Genomic DNA, 18509 nt, shown 5'->3' with positions numbered 1-18509 from the left:
CGGCGCCTCCCCCGGACCCGTAGGGGTCGCTCGTGGGGGAAACGCCGCCCTGGCGCCGTGTCGGCCGGCACCGCGTCGGCCGGTGCTCCGCCGGACCGGCGGCCCGGTGGCTGGGTGGCCCGGCGGTTCGGAAGCTCTGCTCAGCGCTGCACGAACACGTAGTCGGCGCGGTAGGGAACACCCACGATCGCGCCCGGCGCGCACGAACCCGCCGGGGCGACACCGCCCACCGTGTTCAGGCGCAGGATCTCCTGCGTGCCGGCCAGCAGACCGTGGTCCCTGCCGGACTTCGTGGCCCTGAGGTCGAGCTCGGGGATGTTCGTTGCGCCGTTCGGGGTCTTCGCGATCAGCGTGCCGGTGACGGCGCTGCGGTCGGGCGCGATCCACTGCGGAGTACCGGAGTTGGGCTTCACGAACGAGTGAGCGATGTGGCCGCCGAGCCGCGCGGAGACATCGCGCTGGGCGAAGGCGTAGCCGCCGCCGTCGGCCGCCTTGCACTCGTAGATCTGTTCGCCCTCGACCACGGACGCCTGGAAGTTGTGCAGGGCGTCGCGGAAGTCGAAGGCGCCCGTCACCTTGTGGAGCTGTCCACGGACGGCCCCGCCCGGGAACTTCGTGGTGTGCAGGTTGGCGTAGAACGAACCGGGATCGGTCTTCAGCGTGTCGAGCAGGGCCGTGTCCTCGACCTTGACGGTTCCGACGGCGCTGTGGCCCTTGATCCGGCCGAGCAGCCCACTGAAGTCGATCTTGACGTCGCCGTTCGCTCCCTTCGCGCCCTGGTGGATGTGGAGCAGGGTGGGCCTGCCGGTACCGCGCCATTTCACGGCGACGGACACCTCGTCGCCCTCGACCTTGATGAACTCCAGCGCCGCGCCGTCCGGGTCGCCGACGGCGGGGCCGCCCGCGACGGGCACTTCGGCGGCGCCCCGCAGGCTCGCGGCGAGGACGGTGCCGCCGCTGCCGCCCATGACCACGTGACTGGTCACGACCGCGGGACTGGTCCCGGCCGTCCGCGCGTCGCGTCCGGCGTGGTGGGCGTCGCGTCCGGCCTGGTGGGCATCACGCCCGGCGTGGTGTGCGTCGCCGCTCCGGCTCGTGCTCCCGGCGTGCGCGCCGTGGTCGGCGGCGGCCGCCGGGACGACGGCGGCGGTGACTCCGGCCGCGGCGGCCACCGCGACGCCGGTCAGGATCAGGCTCTGGCGACGCATCGTGAACATGGCGTTCGATCCCATGATTCCGTTTTCTCCCCGTAACCCGGCCGACGCCCCCTGCGTCAGCTTCTGCGGGGGATTACGGACCCGGTTCGGCCCGGACTCACCTTCGCCCTGTGGCGCCGGTCACATCACTCCGTATCGCTCAGAAATAGTCAAATGTGGCGACCATTCGAGCAAAAACCGGCTCGAATCCGTACGTACGGGTGGCAGCGACCGGAGCGCACAGCACTCCGGGCTCACAGGATCGAGGGATCGCCATGGTTGCCATCAGGCATGTCACGGGATACGCCGCCACGGGCGCCGCCGTCCTGGCGCTCGCGCTCGCCGGATGCGGAGGGGGAGGCGGCGGCAGCAGCGGCAGCGGGACCAGCACCCCACAGAAGAGCGGCTCCGCGCAGAGCGGCGGCTCGACGCAGAACGGCGCGACAGGATCGGCGACGACGACGCTGACCACCGCCAAGGTCGCGAAACTGGGCACGGTCGTGACCGACGGCAAGGGGTACGTCCTGTACCGCTTCGACACGGACTCGGTGAACCCGACCAAGGTCAGTTGTTACGACACCTGCGCCGCCCTCTGGCCCGCGGCCACCACCACGGCCAAGAGCGCGGTGACGACGAAGGGCATCGACAAGAGCCTGGTCTCCACGGTGAAGCGCAACGACGGCACCACCCAGATCACCCTCGCCGGCTGGCCCCTGTACCGGTACGCGAAGGACGACGAGCCGAAGGAGCCGTACGGCCAGGGAGTGGACGGAACGTGGTGGGCCGTCACGCCCGGCGGAGCGAAGATCACGACACCGGTCGCGACGTCCTCGACACCGGCACCGGCCACCACGAGCCCGGGAGCCGGAGGCTACTGACGTCCGCCCCTCGCACGGGCCGGCCATCCCGGCCGGCCCATGACCGGACGTCGAGGGACGGACGTCCCGGAGGCGAGTGGCTCCCAGTGGGCCCATGACGGGGCATCCGCGCGTCGGCTTCCCGGCCGGCGCGTGAGGGGTGCACCCCCGAGTCGGCTCAGCCGGCCCGGTGCACCACCGCGTCCACCAGCTCGACCAGCGCGGCCTTCGCGTCGCACTCGCGCAGCGGGGCCAGCGCGGCGCGCGCCTCCTCCGCGTAGCGCACGGTGTCGCGGCGCGCCTGCTCCAGCGCGGGGTGTTCCCGCAGCCGGGCCAGCGCCTCCGCGTGCCGCGCGTCGTCCGTCAGGTCGGACTCGAGCAGCTCGCACAGCGCGATGTCCTCGGCGAGGCCCAGCCGCTCGGCGCGCTCGCGCAGCCGCAGCACCGGGAGCGTGGCGATGCCCTCGCGCAGGTCCGTCCCCGGCGTCTTGCCGGACTCGTGCGAGTCGGACGCGATGTCGAGGACGTCGTCCGCGAGCTGGAAGGCGACGCCGAGGCGCTCGCCGTACTGCGTGAGCACGTCCACGACGGTCTCGTCGGCGCCCGACATCATCGCGCCGAACCGGCACGCGACCGCGACCAGCGATCCGGTCTTGCCGCCGAGCACGTCGAGGTAGTGGTCGACCGGGTCTCGGCCGTCGCGCGGCCCCGCGGTCTCCAGGATCTGTCCGGTCACCAGCCGCTCGAACGCCTCGGCCTGGATCCGGACGGCCTCGGGCCCGAGGTCGGCCAGGATGTACGAGGCGCGGGCGAAGAGGAAGTCGCCCGTGAGGACGGCCAGCGAGTTGCCCCAGCGCACGTTGGCGCTGTCCACCCCGCGCCGGACCTCGGCCTCGTCCATCACGTCGTCGTGGTACAGCGTGGCGAGGTGGGTCAGCTCGACGACCACGGCCGAGGGCACGACACCCGGCGCGTAGGGGTCGCCGAACTGCGCGGCGAGCATCACGAGCAGCGGCCTGAACCGCTTCCCGCCGGCCCGCACGAGGTGCTGGGCGGCTTCCGTGATGAACGGGACCTCGCTCTTGGTGGCTTCGAGCAAACCCTCCTCGACAGCCGCCAATCCGGCCTGGACATCGGCTTCGAGAGCCTGGTCCCGCACGCTCAGCCCGAACGGCCCGACGACGGTCACGAGAGGTTCTCCTGTCTGCTGACGATCACATGGCGAACTCGGTCGATCATTCGGTCGATGACACGGTTTGTCGATGTGTCGCTGCCATCACTCAAGTCAGCGTATCCGGTCACGTTTCGATCACCACGAGCGCCCACCGTCCCCCGGCCCACTTCGCTCCGCCAGGAGGTATGCGGGAGTACACCCGGAAGGCAGAGGGGAAGCACCTGCGTGTCCCAACGCCGGGTACCCCGACTCACGGGCGCCACCCGATCACCGACGGTATGTTCATGATCAGACGATGTGAACCGACTTGCGACGACATGCGGCGAAGCACCCGGAAGAGGCCACCGTGTCCCACAGCCGTGCCCGACCCGTGTACGGCCGGGACCCGACGGTCCCCGCGCTTCCGGCCGTGCCGCACGACGCATTCCGTCCCTTGAGGTGACACTCATGCACATCCGTACGTCCTTCCCCTACGAGACCACTCACGAGGACGTCCTCGTCCCTCTCTCGGACGGCACCCGTCTGTACGCCCGGATCTGGCGGCCGCTGACCGAGGAGCCCGTACCGGCGCTCCTGGAGTACGTGCCGTACCGCCTGACCGACTGGACGGCCCCGCGCGACCAGCAGCGCCACCCCTGGTACGCCGGGCACGGCTACGCCTCCGTCCGCGTGGACGTGCGCGGGCACGGCAATTCGGAGGGCGTGCCGGGGGACGAACGGGCGGGGACCGAGCCGGACGACGGGGTGGAGGTGGTCTCCTGGCTGGCCGCCCAGCCCTGGTGCACCGGCCGGGTCGGCATGTTCGGGGTGTCGTGGGGTGGCTTCAGCTCCCTCCGCGTCGCGGCCCGCGCGCCCGAGCCGCTCAAGGCCGTCGTCACGGTCTGCTCGACCGACGACCTCTATGACAACGACGCGCACCACGCGGGAGGTTCCGCCCTCACCGTCGACACGCACGCCAGGTCGGCCCGTCTGCTCGCCTTCGCCGCCCGCCCGCCGGACCCCGCGCACGTGGGCGAGGGGATGTGGCGGGACATGTGGGAGAAGCGGCTGGAGGCGGTCACCCCCCGCGCGCACGCCTGGCTGGCCCACCAGACCCGCGACGCGTACTGGCGCGAGAGCGGCGTCCGCGAGGAGTACGGAGCCATCCGCGCGGCGGTCCTCGCGGTCGGCGGCTGGCACGATCCGCACCGGGACACGGTGCTGCGCCTGGTGCGGAACCTGCCGCCGGATCGCGTACGAGGTCTCATCGGCCCCTGGTCCCGCCAGTACCCGGACCGGGGCCTGCCGCCCGGCCCGGCGATCGGCTTCCTCCAGGAGACGCTGCGCTGGTGGGACCACTGGCTCCGCGACGAGGCGACGGACGCGCTCTCCGTCCCCCTGCTGCGCTCGTACGTGATGGACGCGCACCCTCCGGCGACCGTGTACGAGCGGATCCCCGGCCGCTGGGTGGGCGACCCGGCCTGGCCCTCACCCTCGGTGACCCCGGTCGCGTACGCGCTCCAGGGTGCCCCGCTGCCGGTGCGGTCCCCGCAGCACACGGGGGTCGACGCGGGCCGCCTCTTCCCCTCGGGCGACGACGCCGACCTGCCGCCGGACCAGCGGGAGGAGGACGCCCGGTCGGCCTGCTTCGAGTTCGAGGTGGCGGAGGAGACCTGGGTCCTGGGCCGTCCCCGGGTCAATCTGCGGCTGACGTCCGCGGCGCCCAGGGGCCAGGTGATCGCCCGGCTGTGCGACGTGGCCCCGGACGGGGCGTCCACGCTCGTCACCCGGGGTGTTCTGAACCTGTCGGCACGCCGGGGCCCCGACCAGGCGGTTCCCTGGCGGCCGAGCGCCACGGAGCACGTGGTCCTCGATCTGAACGCCATCGGCTACGCGTTCCCGCCGGGCCATCGCATCAGGCTCGGCGTCTCCTCCGCGTACTGGCCCTGGATCTGGCCCCAGCCGGGCTCGGAGGCCGGCTTCACCCTGGAGCCGGTCGGCAGCGTCCTCGAACTCCCGGTACGGGCGACGGAGTCGGACCCCTCGATCACCTTCGGGGAACCGGAGGAGGCCGAACCCCTCGGCGTGACCGTCTCGGCGACCCTGGACGAGCCCCGCCCGCGGCGCCTGGTCCTGCGCGACGTGGCCGCGGAGACCTGGAGCCTGGAGGTGGACCCGGGGCGCGGCGGGACCCGGATGTTCCCCGACGGCCTCGAATGCACGGAGGAGGCCCGGGAGACGTACACGATCGACGCGGCGGACCCACTGTCCGCCCGCGCCCACGCCGTCTGGTCGATCCGGCTGCACCGGCCCGACCTGCCGTGGGACGCCCGCGTCGAGACGGTCTCCGCCATCGCCTGCGACGCGGAGGACTTCATCACGACCGACGAACTCGTCTGCAGGAACGGCGACGAGGTCGTGTTCCACCGGACCTGGGAGAAGCGCATCCCGCGCACGGCAGGCTGACCGGGCCGACCGACCGGACTTGCCGACCGGACTTGCCGCCCGGACTTGTCGCCCGGACTTGTCGACCGGGCCTGCCGACCGGGCCTGCGGGCGCGGGAGTTCACCGTCGGTGTGGCGCTCGCACGCCGAACTCGGTTGAAACGACGTCCACTTCGCCGCGCGCCCCCGGGGTTCGACCCGCCTCCGGCCCGGCGCTCCCGCCCGGCACCTGCCGCGTCCACCGATGTGTCCCGCGCCACAATTCCCGCCGCGCCAGGGGCCGCTCGATGCCTTCCGCGAGGCCCGAAAGCGCCCGCCGACGCGGGCGCAATGCCCGAATTACCCCCTCGTGGCGCCTTAATGCTCTTTGGTCTCGTGAGTTGGGTCACCGGTCCGCCGGGCCGCCGCCGGACGTTCCTAGTGGATCAACCCGTTTGCGAAAGGCAAGTTGAGGATCCAATTCCGGCACAATCGGACTTTTCACCCTCTGATTAACCAGGCCAAAGCGATCTTCGCGGTCAAATCTCGTCTTGTTTCGGACATGTGCTCTCGCATACGTTCTGGTCGACCCCGGGCGGATCGCCGAATCCTGCCGCCGCCCGGAAACCCATCGACCCACGCACGGCAGGAGCGGGGGAACCACAGGTAAGCCGCCGATCCGGACACACCCGGAACGGCTTGGGGTGAAGCCGCGCCCAGAGCGCGGCCGGGCATCTCCCGCCCGAACCCGACAGCTCACCTCGCAGGCGTCGGAGAGGACATTTCGTCATGCCCGTACGAGCCAAGCACCGCCGCATGAAGACCAACGTCATCACCCGGGGCATGATCGCCGCCGGAACGGGTGGCATCGCCCTCGCCCTCCCCCTCGTGAGCGCGACCGGCGCCAGCGCCGCCACCCCGGCGCAGGCCCCCCAGGCGGCCAAGACCGCCCACACCGCGGTGGTCCCCAACGTGCAGCTCATCACCTACAAGGTGGTCGCCGGCGACACCCTGTCCAAGGTGGCGAAGAAGTACCCCAAGAGCGGTGGCTGGAAGAAGCTGTACGCGGCGAACCGCGCGGTCATCGGCGACAACCCCTCGGTCATCCGTCCGGGCCTGAAGCTGACCGTCGGCACGAAGACGCTGAAGTCGACGACTGTCCGCACCACGGCGAACGCGACCGCCGCCGTCGCCAAGTCCAAGGCGACCACCGTCACCCAGGCCGCCGCCAAGACGTACACCAACGACCTCGACGGCTGGATCAAGGAATCCCTGGACGTCATGGCCAAGGCCGGCATCCCGGGCAGCTACGACGGCATCCACCGCAACGTCATTCGCGAGTCCTCCGGCAACCCCAACGCCATCAACAACTGGGACTCCAACGCCGCCGCGGGCATCCCCTCCAAGGGCCTGCTCCAGGTGATCGACCCCACGTTCCAGGCGTACCACGTCGCCGGCACGTCGTCGAACATCTACGACCCGGTCGCCAACATCACCGCGGCCTGCAACTACGCGGCCGACAAGTACGGCTCCATCGACAACGTCAACGGCGCCTACTGATCCCACCCCCGCCCCACCCGCTTCACCCGCACCCGCCGACGGCGCCTTCCGGCCCGTCGGCGGGTGCGTCGGTGTCGCTAGAAGCCGAAGAGGCGCTCCAGGACGACCGCGATCCCGTCGTCCTCGTTCGACAAGGTGACCTCGTCGGCCACCGCCTTCAGTTCCGGGTGGGCGTTGGCCATCGCCACACCCCGGGCCGCCCAGTCGAACATCGGGATGTCATTGGGCATGTCGCCGAAGGCGAGCGTCGCGCCCGGCGTGAGCCCGAGATGCGCAGCGGCCAGCGCGAGGCCCGTCGCCTTGGTCACCCCGCATGGCTGGAGTTCGACGGTGCCGGGCCCGGACATGGTGACCGTCGCCAGCGAACCGACCACTCCCCGCGCCGCCGACGCCAACTCGTCGTCGGACAAAGACGGGTGACGGAGCAACACCTTGCTGATCGGCTCAGCCCAGAGGTCGTCCCGACGCGGCACCCGCACCGCCGGCAGCGTCGGATGCGGCATGACGTACCCCGGCTCGATGAGCGTCAGCCCGTCCACGCCGTCCTGGTCGACCGCCGCGTACAGCAGCCCGACCTCCGCCTCGATCTTCCCGAGCGCCGTCTCCGCCAACTCCCTGTCCAGGGTCACCGACCACAGCATGCGGTCCGCGCCCGCGTCGTAGAGCTGCGCCCCCTGACCGCACACCGCCAGCCCCTCGCCGCCGAGTTCGTCGAGAAGCGGTCGCACGCGCGGTGCTGGTCGGCCCGTGACCACGAGATGCCGGGCACCTGCCTGGGTCACCTTCGCCAACGCGGCCCGTGACCGGTCGGAGAGTGTGTCGTCGCCGCGCAGCAGCGTTCCGTCCAGGTCAGTGGCGATGAGTGAATATGCAGTCGGAGCGGCCATGATCCGAAGAATACGGATCGAACGACTCATCGGCCCGGCCTGAACCGGACGACGTCCGGTATCCCGTCAGCAACGCCGTTCACCGTACGGTGGTAAGCGCGTTGCGACCGCTTTGGATCACCCAGGCTCCGCTTCCGTCCACACCCACTTTCCCGCACAGGACCACTCACAACTCCCCAACACCCCCTGCACCAAGGCCAACTCGGCCCGACCCGAGGGAGCGCATCACCAAGTCCGTTACGTGTCACCTCCGTTGGTGCGAGACATGGCGAACTCCCTCCCGTGCGAAACGCACTCCGGTGCTGCGCGCAGCAGCCGCGCGGAGTCGCGGACAACCGCGGCAGGGGCGCGGAGCATCGGGCCGGATCTCGGGGCAGCGGACGGTCACGGGCAGGGGTGCGGGGCAGAGGTGCGGGTCAGAGGTGCGGGTCAGGGGTGCGGGGGACGAGAGCGAGCACGAACGGGGAACGAACGGGCCAAGGAGCGCGACGCGAGAGCGACGGGAGCGCAACAGCCGCGGTCCGAGGTCGGGTGATGCGGCACCCGGTACCCCGCTTCCGTGTCCCGCAGCTCGCCAACCGCCGGTTCCACACCGGGCCAATTCAGACATTGCGCACTCTTTAGGCCCTGCCACAGCGGGGACACTCCCCCGTAACGTGTGCTCCGACCACATCAAACGCGTGGAACGCATGGCTCACATGGCGAGTACGAATCCGAAAGCGAGGCACCTACCGATGCCCCCCTTCGATGTCCCCGAGGGCGATCCCTTCGGTCCGCACAACCTGCCGTACGGCGTGTTCTCCCTGACCGACCAGGCCGGCGACCCCGAACGGCGCGTCGGCGTACGGCTCGGCGACCACGTGCTCGACGCGGGTGCGGCGGCCCGCTCACTCGGCTCCCCCTACGCCGGGCTGCTCGCACAGCCGACCCTCGACCCGCTGCTCGCCGCGGGCCCCACCGCCTGGTCCGATGTCCGGCGCGCGCTGACGGCCTGGGTGACCGTCCCGGCCCACCGGGAAACCCTCGCTCCCCATTTCCACCCCCTCTCCGACGTGACGCTGCACCTCCCGTTCACCGTCGCGGACTACGTGGACTTCTACGCCTCCGAGAACCACGCCCGGAACGTCGGCCAGATCTTCCGCCCCGACGCCGCCGACTCCCTCACGCCGAACTGGAAGCACCTGCCGATCGGCTATCACGGCCGCTCGGGCACGGTCGTGGTGTCCGGCACGGATGTCGTCCGCCCGTCAGGCCAGCGCAAGGCGCCCGCGGACGCCGCCCCGGTCTTCGGCCCTTCGATCCGCCTGGACATCGAGGCGGAGGTCGGCTTCGTGGTCGGCACCCCCTCGGAACAGGGCCGGCCGGTGCCCCTGGGCGACTACCGCGACCACGTCTTCGGCCTCTGCCTGCTCAACGACTGGTCGGCGCGTGACATCCAGGCCTGGGAGTACGTCCCGCTCGGCCCCTTCCTCGGCAAATCCTTCGCCACGTCCGTGTCGGCATGGATCACCCCGCTGGACGCCCTCGACGACGCCCTGGTGGCCCCGCCCGTCCGCACGCACCCCCTCCTGCCCTATCTCGACGACGCCTCCGAGGAACCGGGCGGCTACGACCTCCGGATCTCCGTGGCCATCAACGGCCACGTCGTCTCCGAACCCCCCTTCTCCACCATGTACTGGACGGCCGCCCAGCAACTGACCCACATGACGGTCAACGGCGCCTCCCTGCGCACCGGTGACCTCTACGGCTCCGGAACCGTCAGCGGCCCCACCGAGGGCGAGCGCGGCTCGCTGCTCGAACTCACCTGGAACGGTCGCGACACCCTCGAACTCCCCGACGGCAAGCGGACGTTCCTCGAGGACGGCGACGAGGTCACGCTGACGGCCTGGGCACCGGGGCCGGGCGGAACCCGGATCGGCCTCGGCGAGGTCCGGGGCCGCATCACACCGGCCGTCTCTCCGTAGAGGTGAGAGGGGCCTCCACCGGGAACGAGGTCCGTGTCACGGTGGCCAGGATCCTGGCCACCGTGTCCGGCGAAGCCCGGCACGGGGGCCCGGCGAGGTCGGCGGGGGCCTGACGGGGTCGGCGAAGCCGGACGGAGTCGGCGGGGCCCGGCGGGGCGTCTCGCCTCGCCCCCGGTCGTCCGACGTCGGACCCGGTCGTCCGGTGTCGGGCCCGCTACATCCAGTCCTCGGGCTCCGGCTCCTGGTCCAGCTCCGGCCAGTCCGGGTCCGGTCCCGTCGGGGCCGCCGGGGCCTTCGCAACCGGTGCGGCCTCGGGTCTGCCGCCGGTCCCAGGGGTCGCGGGCTCGGCGCCGGCCCCGGGGGTCGCGGGCGCGCCGTCGGCCAACGAGGCGAGGACCCCGATGACGCCCTCGCCGTACGTCGCCAGCTTCTTCTCGCCCACCCCGCTGATGCCGCCCAGGTCCTTCACGGAGGTGGGCCACACCGTGGCGATCTCCCGCAGCGTGGCGTCGTGGAAGATGACGTACGCCGGGACGCCCTGTTCACGTGCCTGCTCGCCGCGCCACGCACGCAGCGCCTCGAACGCGGGCACCAGCTCGGCGGGCAGTTCGACCGCCGCCGCCTTGGCCTTGCGCTCCCCCTTGGGTGCCGACGACCGGGACGTGGCCGGCTTCGGCGCTTCCTTGCGCAGCGGCACGTCCCGTTCGCGCCGCAGCACGGTCCCGCTCGCCTCGGTCAGCACCAGCGTGCCGTACTCGCCCTCGACCGCGATCAGCCCCTGGGACAGCAACTGCCGTACGACTCCGCGCCATTCGGACTCCGCCAGTTCCTCGCCGATGCCGAAGACGGACAGTTGGTCATGGTCGAACTGGATCACCTTGGCGGTCTTCCGCCCCAGCAGGATGTCGACGATCTGACCGGCGCCGAACTTCTGTCCCCGCTCGCGCTGGAGGCGTACCACCGTGGACAGCAGCTTCTGCGCCGCGACCGTGCCGTCCCAGGTCTCCGGGGGTGTCAGACAGGTGTCGCAGTTTCCGCAGGCCGGGGTGTCGGGGTCCTGGCCGAAGTAGGCGAGGAGCTGGGAGCGCCGGCACCGGGCCGTCTCGCACAGGGCGAGCATCGCGTCCAGATGGGCCGTGGCCCGGCGTCTGAACGCCTCGTCGCCCTCCGAGCCCTGGATCATCTTGCGCTGCTGGACGACGTCCTGAAGGCCGTAGGCCATCCAGGCCGTGGAGGGCAGTCCGTCACGGCCGGCGCGGCCCGTCTCCTGGTAGTAGCCCTCGACGGACTTCGGCAGGTCGAGGTGGGCGACGAACCGGACGTCCGGCTTGTCGATGCCCATGCCGAAGGCGATCGTGGCGACGACCACGAGGCCCTCCTCCCGCAGGAAGCGGGACTGGTGCGCGGCCCGGGTGCCCGAGTCCAGGCCCGCGTGGTAGGGCACCGCCTCGATGCCGTTGCGGGAGAGGAACTCGGCGGTCTTCTCCACGGAGTTGCGCGAGAGGCAGTACACGATGCCCGCGTCGCCCGCGTGCTCCTCGCGCAGGAAGGACAGCAGCTGCTTCTTCGGGTCGGCCTTCGGAACGATCCGGTACTGGATGTTGGGACGGTCGAAGCTCGCCTCGAAGTGGCGGGCCGCGGACATGCCCAGCCGCTGGGTGATCTCCTTGTGCGTCGCATGGGTGGCGGTGGCCGTCAGCGCGATGCGCGGGACGTCCGGCCAGCGTTCGCCGAGCAGCGAGAGCGCCAGATAGTCGGGACGGAAGTCGTGGCCCCACTGGGCCACACAGTGCGCCTCGTCGATCGCGAAGACGGAGATCTTCCCGCGGGACAGCAGATCCAGCGTGCTGTCGAGGCGCAGTCGCTCGGGAGCCAGATAGAGAAGGTCGAGCTCGCCGGACAGGAACTCCGCCTCGACCACGCGCCGCTCGTCGAAGTCCTGGGTGGAGTTCATGAACCCGGCGCGCACGCCCAGCGCCCGCAGCGCGTCCACCTGGTCCTGCATGAGCGCGATGAGCGGGGAGACCACAACGCCCGTACCCGGTCTGACCAGGGAAGGGATTTGGTAGCAGAGGGACTTGCCGCCACCGGTCGGCATCAGGACGACGGCGTCACCGCCCGCCACCACGTGCTCGATGATCGCTTCCTGCTCGCCGCGGAAGGCGTCGTACCCGAAGACCCGGTGGAGGGCGGCCAGCGCCTCGCTCCCGCCCAGCGTCTCCGTCGCGTCCGCTTCGGTCATCACACCCGTCCCACCCATCGTTCCGTCCCCCGTACGTCGCGCCTCGACCACTGCGTCCACGATAGGGGTCCGCGCCGACAGTCCGAGAGTTGTCCACAGGCTGCGAGGGACCGGCTTCCCTACGTATCGGCGCCCGCCCCGTCTCACTCCGCTGCACGGCGCGCCCCGGTGGGGTTCAACCCGTTGGCCCCGCTTGCATGGCGGCGCTCCGGGGCCGAGGGCCATGCTCTTCGGGCGGGAGGAGGGGGCCCGCAGTCGACGGACCCGTGCAGTCCGTACGCCTCTCTCGTGTCTCTAGGAGCCTTCACATGCCCCAGCGTCCCCTCAGGACCGTCATCACCCTCGTGACAGCCGCCACCGCGTCGCTCGCCCTGTCCGCCGGCCCCGCCCCGGCCGCCGACCGCCCGGTCGATCCGAAGGCCTATCGCGATCTGGTCAAGGCATACCTCGCCAGCATCAAGTACCTCGACGAGAAGGTCGCTCTCGCCGACGGGTACGTGCCCCACCAGTGCTCCTCGGATCCCGCGGGGCACGGCAGCATGGGCTACCACTACTTCAACGAGTCCCGATACGGCTCACTCGATCCGGCGAAGCCCGCGGCCCTGCTGTTCGAGGACGGCAAGGACGGAAGGCGCAGGCTCGCCGGGGTCGAGTGGATCGTGCTGGACTCCGACCAGAACATGAAGACGAGCAAGGACCGGCCGTCGATGTTCGGCGGGCAGAAGTTCGACGGTCCGATGCCGGGTCACTACCCCGGTATGCCGATCCACTACGACCTGCATGTCTGGCTGTGGAAGCAGAATCCGAGCGGGCTGTTCGACCGCTGGAACCCCCGGGTGAAGTGCCCGGCCGCCCCGGCCCACACCGGCAAGACGGACACGGCCCACACCGGTATGACGGACTCGGGTCACACGGGCAAGGCGGACTCGGCCCACAGCGGCAAGACGCCCACCGCCCACCACGGCTCGTCCGGCATGGCGCACACCGGTTCCGCGGGCGTGGCCCACTCCGCCCACTGAGAACGGCTCGGGCCCCGCTCCCTCGAAGGGAGCGGGGCCCGAGCCGCGCGAGGAACCGCTCAGCGCACGAAGACCCCGGCCTGGCTGGCCAGGTTCAGGAAGTACTGCGGCGCCACACCGAGCACCAGCGTGACCGCCACACCCGCGGCGATCGCCGTCATGGTCAGCGGCGACGGCACGGCCACCGTCGGCCCCTCGGGCTTCGGCTCGCTGAAGAACATGAGCACGATCACGCGGATGTAGAAGAACGCCGCGATCGCCGACGAGATCACACCGACCACGACCAGCGCGCCCGCGCCGCCCTCGGCCGCCGCCTTGAACACGGCGAACTTTCCGGCGAATCCCGACGTGAGCGGGATGCCCGCGAAGGCCAGCAGGAAGATCGCGAACACCGCGGCCACCAACGGGGACCTGCGTCCGAGTCCGGCCCACTTGGACAGGTGCGTGGCCTCTCCTCCCGCGTCACGTACGAGCGTGACGACGGCGAAGGCGCCGATCGTCACGAAGGAGTACGCGCCCAGGTAGAAGAGGACCGACGAGACGCCGTCCGGAGAGGTCGCGATGACACCCGCGAGGATGAATCCCGCGTGCGCGATCGACGAGTACGCCAGGAGCCGCTTGATGTCGGTCTGGGTGATCGCGACGATCGCGCCGCCCAGCATCGTGACGATCGCCACGGCCCACATGACCGGCCGCCAGTCCCAGCGCAGGCCGGGCAGGACGACGTAGAGCAGGCGCAGCAGCGCGCCGAACGCCGCCACCTTCGTCGCGGCCGCCATGAAGCCGGTGACCGGGGTCGGCGCACCCTGATACACGTCGGGCGTCCACATGTGGAACGGCACCGCGCCGACCTTGAAGAGCAGGCCCATGACCACCAGGGCGGTGCCGATGAGCAGCAGCACGTCGTTGCCCATGGTGCCGGCGAGCGCCGGGTCGACGTTCGCGACCGTTCCGTCGACGACGTGCGCGATCGTCGCGTACGACACCGATCCCGCGTAGCCGTACAGCAGGGCGATGCCGAACAGCGTGAACGCGGAGGCGAAGGCGCCGAGCAGGAAGTACTTGACCGCCGCCTCCTGCGACATGAGCCGCTTGCGGCGCGCCACGGCGCACAGGAGGTAGAGCGGCAGGGAGAAGACCTCCAGAGCGATGAACAGCGTCAGCAGGTCGTTGGCCGAGGGGAAGACGAGCATGCCGCTGATCGCGAAGAGCAGCAGCGGGAACACCTCGGTGGTGGTGAACCCGGCCTTCACGGCGGCCTTCTCGCTGTCGCTGCCGGGCACCGACGAGGCCTGCGCGGCGAACGCGTCGACCCGGTTCCCGTGCGCCTCGGGGTCGAGGCGCCGCTCGGCGAAGGTGAAGACGCCGAGGATTCCGGCGAGCAGGATCGTGCCCTGGAGGAACAGGGCCGGTCCGTCGACCGCGACCGCGCCCATCGCCGCGATGTGCGCCTTGGTGGTGCCGTATCCGCCCGCCGCGAGCGCGACGACCGCGGAGAAGGCCGCGGCCAGCGCCACGACGGCGACGAACACCTGTGCGTAGTAACGGGACTTGCGCGGCACGAAGGCCTCGACCAGAACCCCGATGACCGCCGCGCCGAGGACGATCAACGTGGGCGACAATTGCCCATATTCGATCTTCGGTGCATCGATCTTGGAGATCGGCTCGGCCGCGGTCGCCGCGGTTGTCCACAGGCTGTGGACGGCTGATGCGCTCACTGGGCCGCCTCCACCTCGGGCTTGGGGTCCGTCTTGTGTACGTCTGACATGGTCTGCTTGACCGCCGGGTTGACGATGTCGGTGAGCGGCTTCGGGTAGACGCCCAGGAAGATCAGCAGAGCGATCAGCGGGGCGACGACCAGGAGCTCGCGCACCCTGAGGTCCGGCATCTGGGCCACCTCGGCCTTCACCGGGCCCGTCATCGTCCGCTGGTAGAGGACGAGGGTGTAGAGCGCGGCGAGGACGATGCCGAAGGTGGCGATGATGCCGACCACCGGATAACGCGTGAACGTGCCGACCAGGACCAGGAATTCACTCACGAAGGGCGCGAGACCCGGGAGGGACAGCGTCGCGAGACCGCCGATCAGGAAGGTGCCCGCGAGCACCGGGGCGACTTTCTGCACCCCTCCGTAGTCGGCGATGAGACGCGAGCCGCGCCGCGAGATCAGGAAGCCGGCCACCAGCATCAGGGCGGCGGTCGAGATCCCGTGGTTGACCATGTAGAGCGTCGCGCCCGACTGACCCTGGCTGGTCATCGCGAAGATGCCCAGGATGATGAACCCGAAGTGGGAGATCGAGGCGTAGGCGACCAGCCGCTTGATGTCCCGCTGCCCGACCGCGAGCAGCGCCCCGTAGACGATGCTGATCAGCGCCAGTACGAGGATCGCGGGCGTCGCCCACTTGCTCGCCTCGGGGAAGAGCTGGAGACAGAAGCGGAGCATCGCGAAGGTGCCGACCTTGTCGACGACCGCGGTGATCAGCACGGCGACCGGGGCGGTGGCCTCGCCCATGGCGTTGGGCAGCCAGGTGTGCAGCGGCCACAGGGGCGCCTTCACCGCGAAGGCGAAGAAGAAGCCGAGGAAGAGCCACCGCTCGGTGCTGGTCGCCATGTGCAGGGAGCCGTCGGCCCGCGCGTGGACGATCTCCTGGAGCGAGAAGCTTCCGGCGACCACGTACAGGCCGATCACGGCGGCCAGCATGATCAGACCGCCGACCAGGTTGTAGAGGAGGAACTTCACCGCGGCGTACGAGCGCTGCGTCGCCGCCGCCTCGTCGCCGTGCTCGTGGGCCCGGTCCCCGAAGCCGCCGATGAGGAAGTACATCGGGATCAGCATGGCTTCGAAGAAGATGTAGAAGAGGAAGACGTCGGTGGCCTCGAAGGAGATGATCACCATCGCCTCGACGGCCAGGATCAGGGCGAAGAAGCCCTGGGTCGGCCGCCAGCGCCTGCTTCCGGTCTCCATCGGGTCGGCGTCGTGCCAGCCCGCCAGGATCACGAACGGCATCAACAGCGCGGTGAGCGCGACGAGCGCCACCCCGATGCCGTCCACGCCCAGTTGGTAGCTGACCCCGAAGTCCGGGATCCAGGAGTGGGATTCGGTGAGTTGGTAGCGGTCGCCGCCGGGGTCGAAACGCACCAGGGTGACCGCGGCGAGCGCCAGCGTGCCGAGGGAGACGAGCAGCGCCAGCCATTTCGCGGCGACGCGGCGGGCGGCCGGCACGGCGGCCGTGGCGATCGCCCCGAGGGCCGGGAGCGCCGCCGTCGCTGTCAGAAGAGGAAAGGACATCGGTATCAGACCGCCCTCATCAGCAGGGTCGCGGCGACGAGGATCGCCGCACCGCCGAACATCGAGACCGCGTAACTGCGCGCGTAGCCGTTCTGCAGCTTGCGCAGCCGTCCGGAGAGGCCGCCCACGGAGGCCGCCGTCCCGTTGACGACTCCGTCGACCAGCGTGTGGTCGACGTACACCAGGGAGCGGGTGAGGTGCTCACCGCCGCGTACCAGCACGACGTGGTTGAAGTCGTCCTGGTACAGGTCGCGCCGGGCGGCGCGGGTGAGCAGGGAGCCGCGCGGGGCGACGACCGGGACGGAGCTGCGTCCGTACTGGAGGTAGGCGATGCCGGCGCCGACGACGAGCAGCACCATGGTGGCCAGGGTGACGGTGAGGGCGCTGACGGGCGAGTCGCCCTCCGCGTGCCCGGTGACCGGCTCCAGCCAGTGCACGAAGCGGTCGCCGATGCTGAAGAAGCCACCCGCGAACACCGAGCCGAAGGCCAGCACGATCATCGGGATCGTCATGGACCTGGGCGACTCGTGCGGGTGGGGCTCATGGCCCTCCGCGTCGGGCTGCCAGCGCTTCTCCCCGAAGAAGGTCATGATCATCACGCGCGTCATGTAGTACGCGGTGATGGCCGCGCCCAGCAGGGCCACACCGCCGAGGATCCAGCCCTCGGTGCCGCCCTTGGCGAAGGCCGCCTCGATGATCTTGTCCTTGGAGAAGAAGCCGGACAGGCCCGGGAAGCCGATGATCGCGAGATAGCCGAGGCCGAAGGTCACGAAGGTGACCGGCATGTACTTCCTGAGGCCGCCGAACTTCCTCATGTCGACCTCGTCGTTCATGCCGTGCATGACCGAACCGGCGCCGAGGAAGAGCCCGGCCTTGAAGAAGCCGTGCGTCACCAGGTGCATGATCGCGAAGACGTAGCCGATGGGGCCGAGGCCGGCCGCCAGCACCATGTAGCCGATCTGCGACATGGTCGAGCCGGCGAGCGCCTTCTTGATGTCGTCCTTCGCGCAACCGACGATCGCACCGAACAGGAGCGTGACGCCGCCCACGACGGTGACGACGAGCTGGGCGTCGGGTGCCGCGTTGAAAACGGCGGCCGAGCGCACGATCAGATACACGCCCGCGGTCACCATGGTGGCGGCGTGGATGAGGGCCGAGACCGGGGTCGGGCCCTCCATCGCGTCCCCCAGCCAGGACTGCAACGGCACCTGGGCAGACTTTCCGCAGGCCGCGAGCAGCAGCATCAGTCCGACGGCCGTGAGCTTGCCCTCGGTGGCGTCCCCGGCGATGCCCGGGTGCCCCTCGGTGCCGAGCAGCGGCCCGAAGGCGAAGGTCCCGAAGGTCGTGAACATCAGCATGATGGCGATGGACAGGCCCATGTCGCCGACGCGGTTGACCAGGAAGGCCTTCTTGGCGGCCGTGGCCGCGCTGGGCTTGTGCTGCCAGAAGCCGATCAGCAGGTACGAGGCGAGACCGACGCCCTCCCAGCCGACGTACAGCAGAAGGTAGTTGTCGGCGAGGACGAGCAGCAGCATCGCCGCCAGGAACAGGTTCAGATAGCCGAAGAAACGGCGGCGGCGCTCGTCGTGCTCCATGTACCCGATCGAGTACAGGTGGATCAGCGAGCCGACGCCGGTGATCAGCAGGACGAACGTCATCGACAACTGGTCGAGCTGGAAGCCGACGTCCGCGCGGAAGTCTCCGACGGCGATCCAGCTGTACAGATGCTGGGTGAACGTCCGGTCCTCCGGACTCTTCCCCAGCATGTCGGCGAAGAGCACGACCGCGATCACGAAGGAGGCGGCCGCGAGCGCGGTGCCGATCCACTGACCGACGGCGTCCAGCCGACGTCCGCCGCACAGCAGTACGGCCGCTCCGAGCAGAGGCGCCGCGATGAGCAGCGCAATCAGGTTCTCCACGA

The 18509-nt window shown here is 70.4% G+C and carries 12 protein-coding genes and 1 riboswitch; of the genes, 5 read left to right on the top strand and 7 right to left on the bottom strand.

The features are described 5' to 3' along the window. Nucleotides 1-140 precede the first annotated feature (140 nt). A complete protein-coding gene (locus tag ACIQ7M_RS34080; RefSeq protein WP_403651468.1) occupies nucleotides 141-1232 on the bottom strand; it encodes a CHRD domain-containing protein in 1092 nt (363 codons plus the stop codon). Nucleotides 1233-1471: 239 nt separating this feature from the next. Between ACIQ7M_RS34080 and ACIQ7M_RS34075 the strand changes: the two genes are divergently transcribed. Continuing rightward, nucleotides 1472-2074, top strand: coding sequence for a hypothetical protein (locus ACIQ7M_RS34075; RefSeq protein ID WP_403651466.1), 603 nt, complete (start codon nucleotides 1472-1474; stop codon nucleotides 2072-2074). A 157-nt stretch (nucleotides 2075-2231) separates the two neighbouring features. On the opposite strand, the gene ACIQ7M_RS34070 is transcribed toward ACIQ7M_RS34075, so the two are convergent. Continuing rightward, complete coding sequence (locus ACIQ7M_RS34070) at nucleotides 2232-3242, bottom strand: polyprenyl synthetase family protein (RefSeq protein ID WP_355761912.1); 1011 nt, start codon at nucleotides 3240-3242, stop codon at nucleotides 2232-2234. Nucleotides 3243-3674: 432 nt separating this feature from the next. Here ACIQ7M_RS34070 and ACIQ7M_RS34065 point away from each other — a divergent pair, with 432 nt between their 5' ends. Together ACIQ7M_RS34065 and ACIQ7M_RS34060 are read left to right on the top strand one after the other, a co-directional pair. Further along, nucleotides 3675-5672 (top strand): CocE/NonD family hydrolase, encoded by a 1998-nt coding sequence (locus ACIQ7M_RS34065; RefSeq protein ID WP_403651463.1) that lies wholly within the window; start codon nucleotides 3675-3677, stop codon nucleotides 5670-5672. A gap of 549 nt (nucleotides 5673-6221) precedes the next feature. Beyond that, nucleotides 6222-6415, top strand: a riboswitch (cyclic di-AMP (ydaO/yuaA leader). 4 nt (nucleotides 6416-6419) lie between these two features. After that, a complete protein-coding gene (locus ACIQ7M_RS34060) occupies nucleotides 6420-7190 on the top strand; it encodes a LysM peptidoglycan-binding domain-containing protein (protein ID WP_355761907.1) in 771 nt (256 codons plus the stop codon). Nucleotides 7191-7267: 77 nt separating this feature from the next. On the opposite strand, the gene ACIQ7M_RS34055 is transcribed toward ACIQ7M_RS34060, so the two are convergent. Then, on the bottom strand, nucleotides 7268-8077 hold the full coding sequence (locus ACIQ7M_RS34055; protein WP_355761904.1) for an HAD family hydrolase: 810 nt from the start codon (nucleotides 8075-8077) through the stop codon (nucleotides 7268-7270). Nucleotides 8078-8811: 734 nt separating this feature from the next. Between ACIQ7M_RS34055 and fahA the strand changes: the two genes are divergently transcribed. Continuing rightward, the gene (gene fahA, locus ACIQ7M_RS34050; protein WP_403651460.1) at nucleotides 8812-10041 is read left to right on the top strand and encodes a fumarylacetoacetase; all 1230 of its coding nucleotides are present in this window, start codon (nucleotides 8812-8814) and stop codon (nucleotides 10039-10041) included. Nucleotides 10042-10255: 214 nt separating this feature from the next. On the opposite strand, the gene recQ is transcribed toward fahA, so the two are convergent. Continuing rightward, nucleotides 10256-12301, bottom strand: coding sequence for a DNA helicase RecQ (gene recQ, locus ACIQ7M_RS34045; protein WP_403651582.1), 2046 nt, complete (start codon nucleotides 12299-12301; stop codon nucleotides 10256-10258). A gap of 290 nt (nucleotides 12302-12591) precedes the next feature. Between recQ and ACIQ7M_RS34040 the strand changes: the two genes are divergently transcribed. Next, entirely contained in the window at nucleotides 12592-13302 is a 711-nt protein-coding gene (locus tag ACIQ7M_RS34040) for a hypothetical protein (RefSeq protein ID WP_403651458.1), read from the top strand. Between the two features lie 59 nt (nucleotides 13303-13361). Here the strand turns inward: ACIQ7M_RS34040 and nuoN are convergent, their stop codons facing one another. From nuoN to nuoL, 3 genes are read right to left on the bottom strand one after another with little or no spacing between them, the layout of a single operon-like run. Continuing rightward, on the bottom strand, nucleotides 13362-15020 hold the full coding sequence (nuoN, locus tag ACIQ7M_RS34035) for an NADH-quinone oxidoreductase subunit NuoN (RefSeq protein WP_355761895.1): 1659 nt from the start codon (nucleotides 15018-15020) through the stop codon (nucleotides 13362-13364). Next, nucleotides 15017-16588 carry an NADH-quinone oxidoreductase subunit M gene (locus ACIQ7M_RS34030; RefSeq protein ID WP_355761893.1) on the bottom strand — a complete coding sequence of 524 codons (1572 nt, stop codon included), beginning with the start codon at nucleotides 16586-16588 and terminating at the stop codon, nucleotides 15017-15019. Before ACIQ7M_RS34030 ends, nuoN begins: the two co-directional genes overlap by 4 nt. Before the next feature lie 5 nt (nucleotides 16589-16593). Beyond that, complete coding sequence (nuoL, locus tag ACIQ7M_RS34025; protein ID WP_355761890.1) at nucleotides 16594-18507, bottom strand: NADH-quinone oxidoreductase subunit L; 1914 nt, start codon at nucleotides 18505-18507, stop codon at nucleotides 16594-16596. Nucleotides 18508-18509 lie beyond the last annotated feature (2 nt).

Source organism: Streptomyces sp. NPDC096324 (genome assembly GCF_044763015.1).
In the GTDB taxonomy this organism is placed as follows: Bacteria; Actinomycetota; Actinomycetes; order Streptomycetales; family Streptomycetaceae; genus Streptomyces.
The sequence above is the reverse complement of the archived record's forward strand: the minus strand, read 5'-3'. Positions and strand labels throughout refer to the sequence as shown.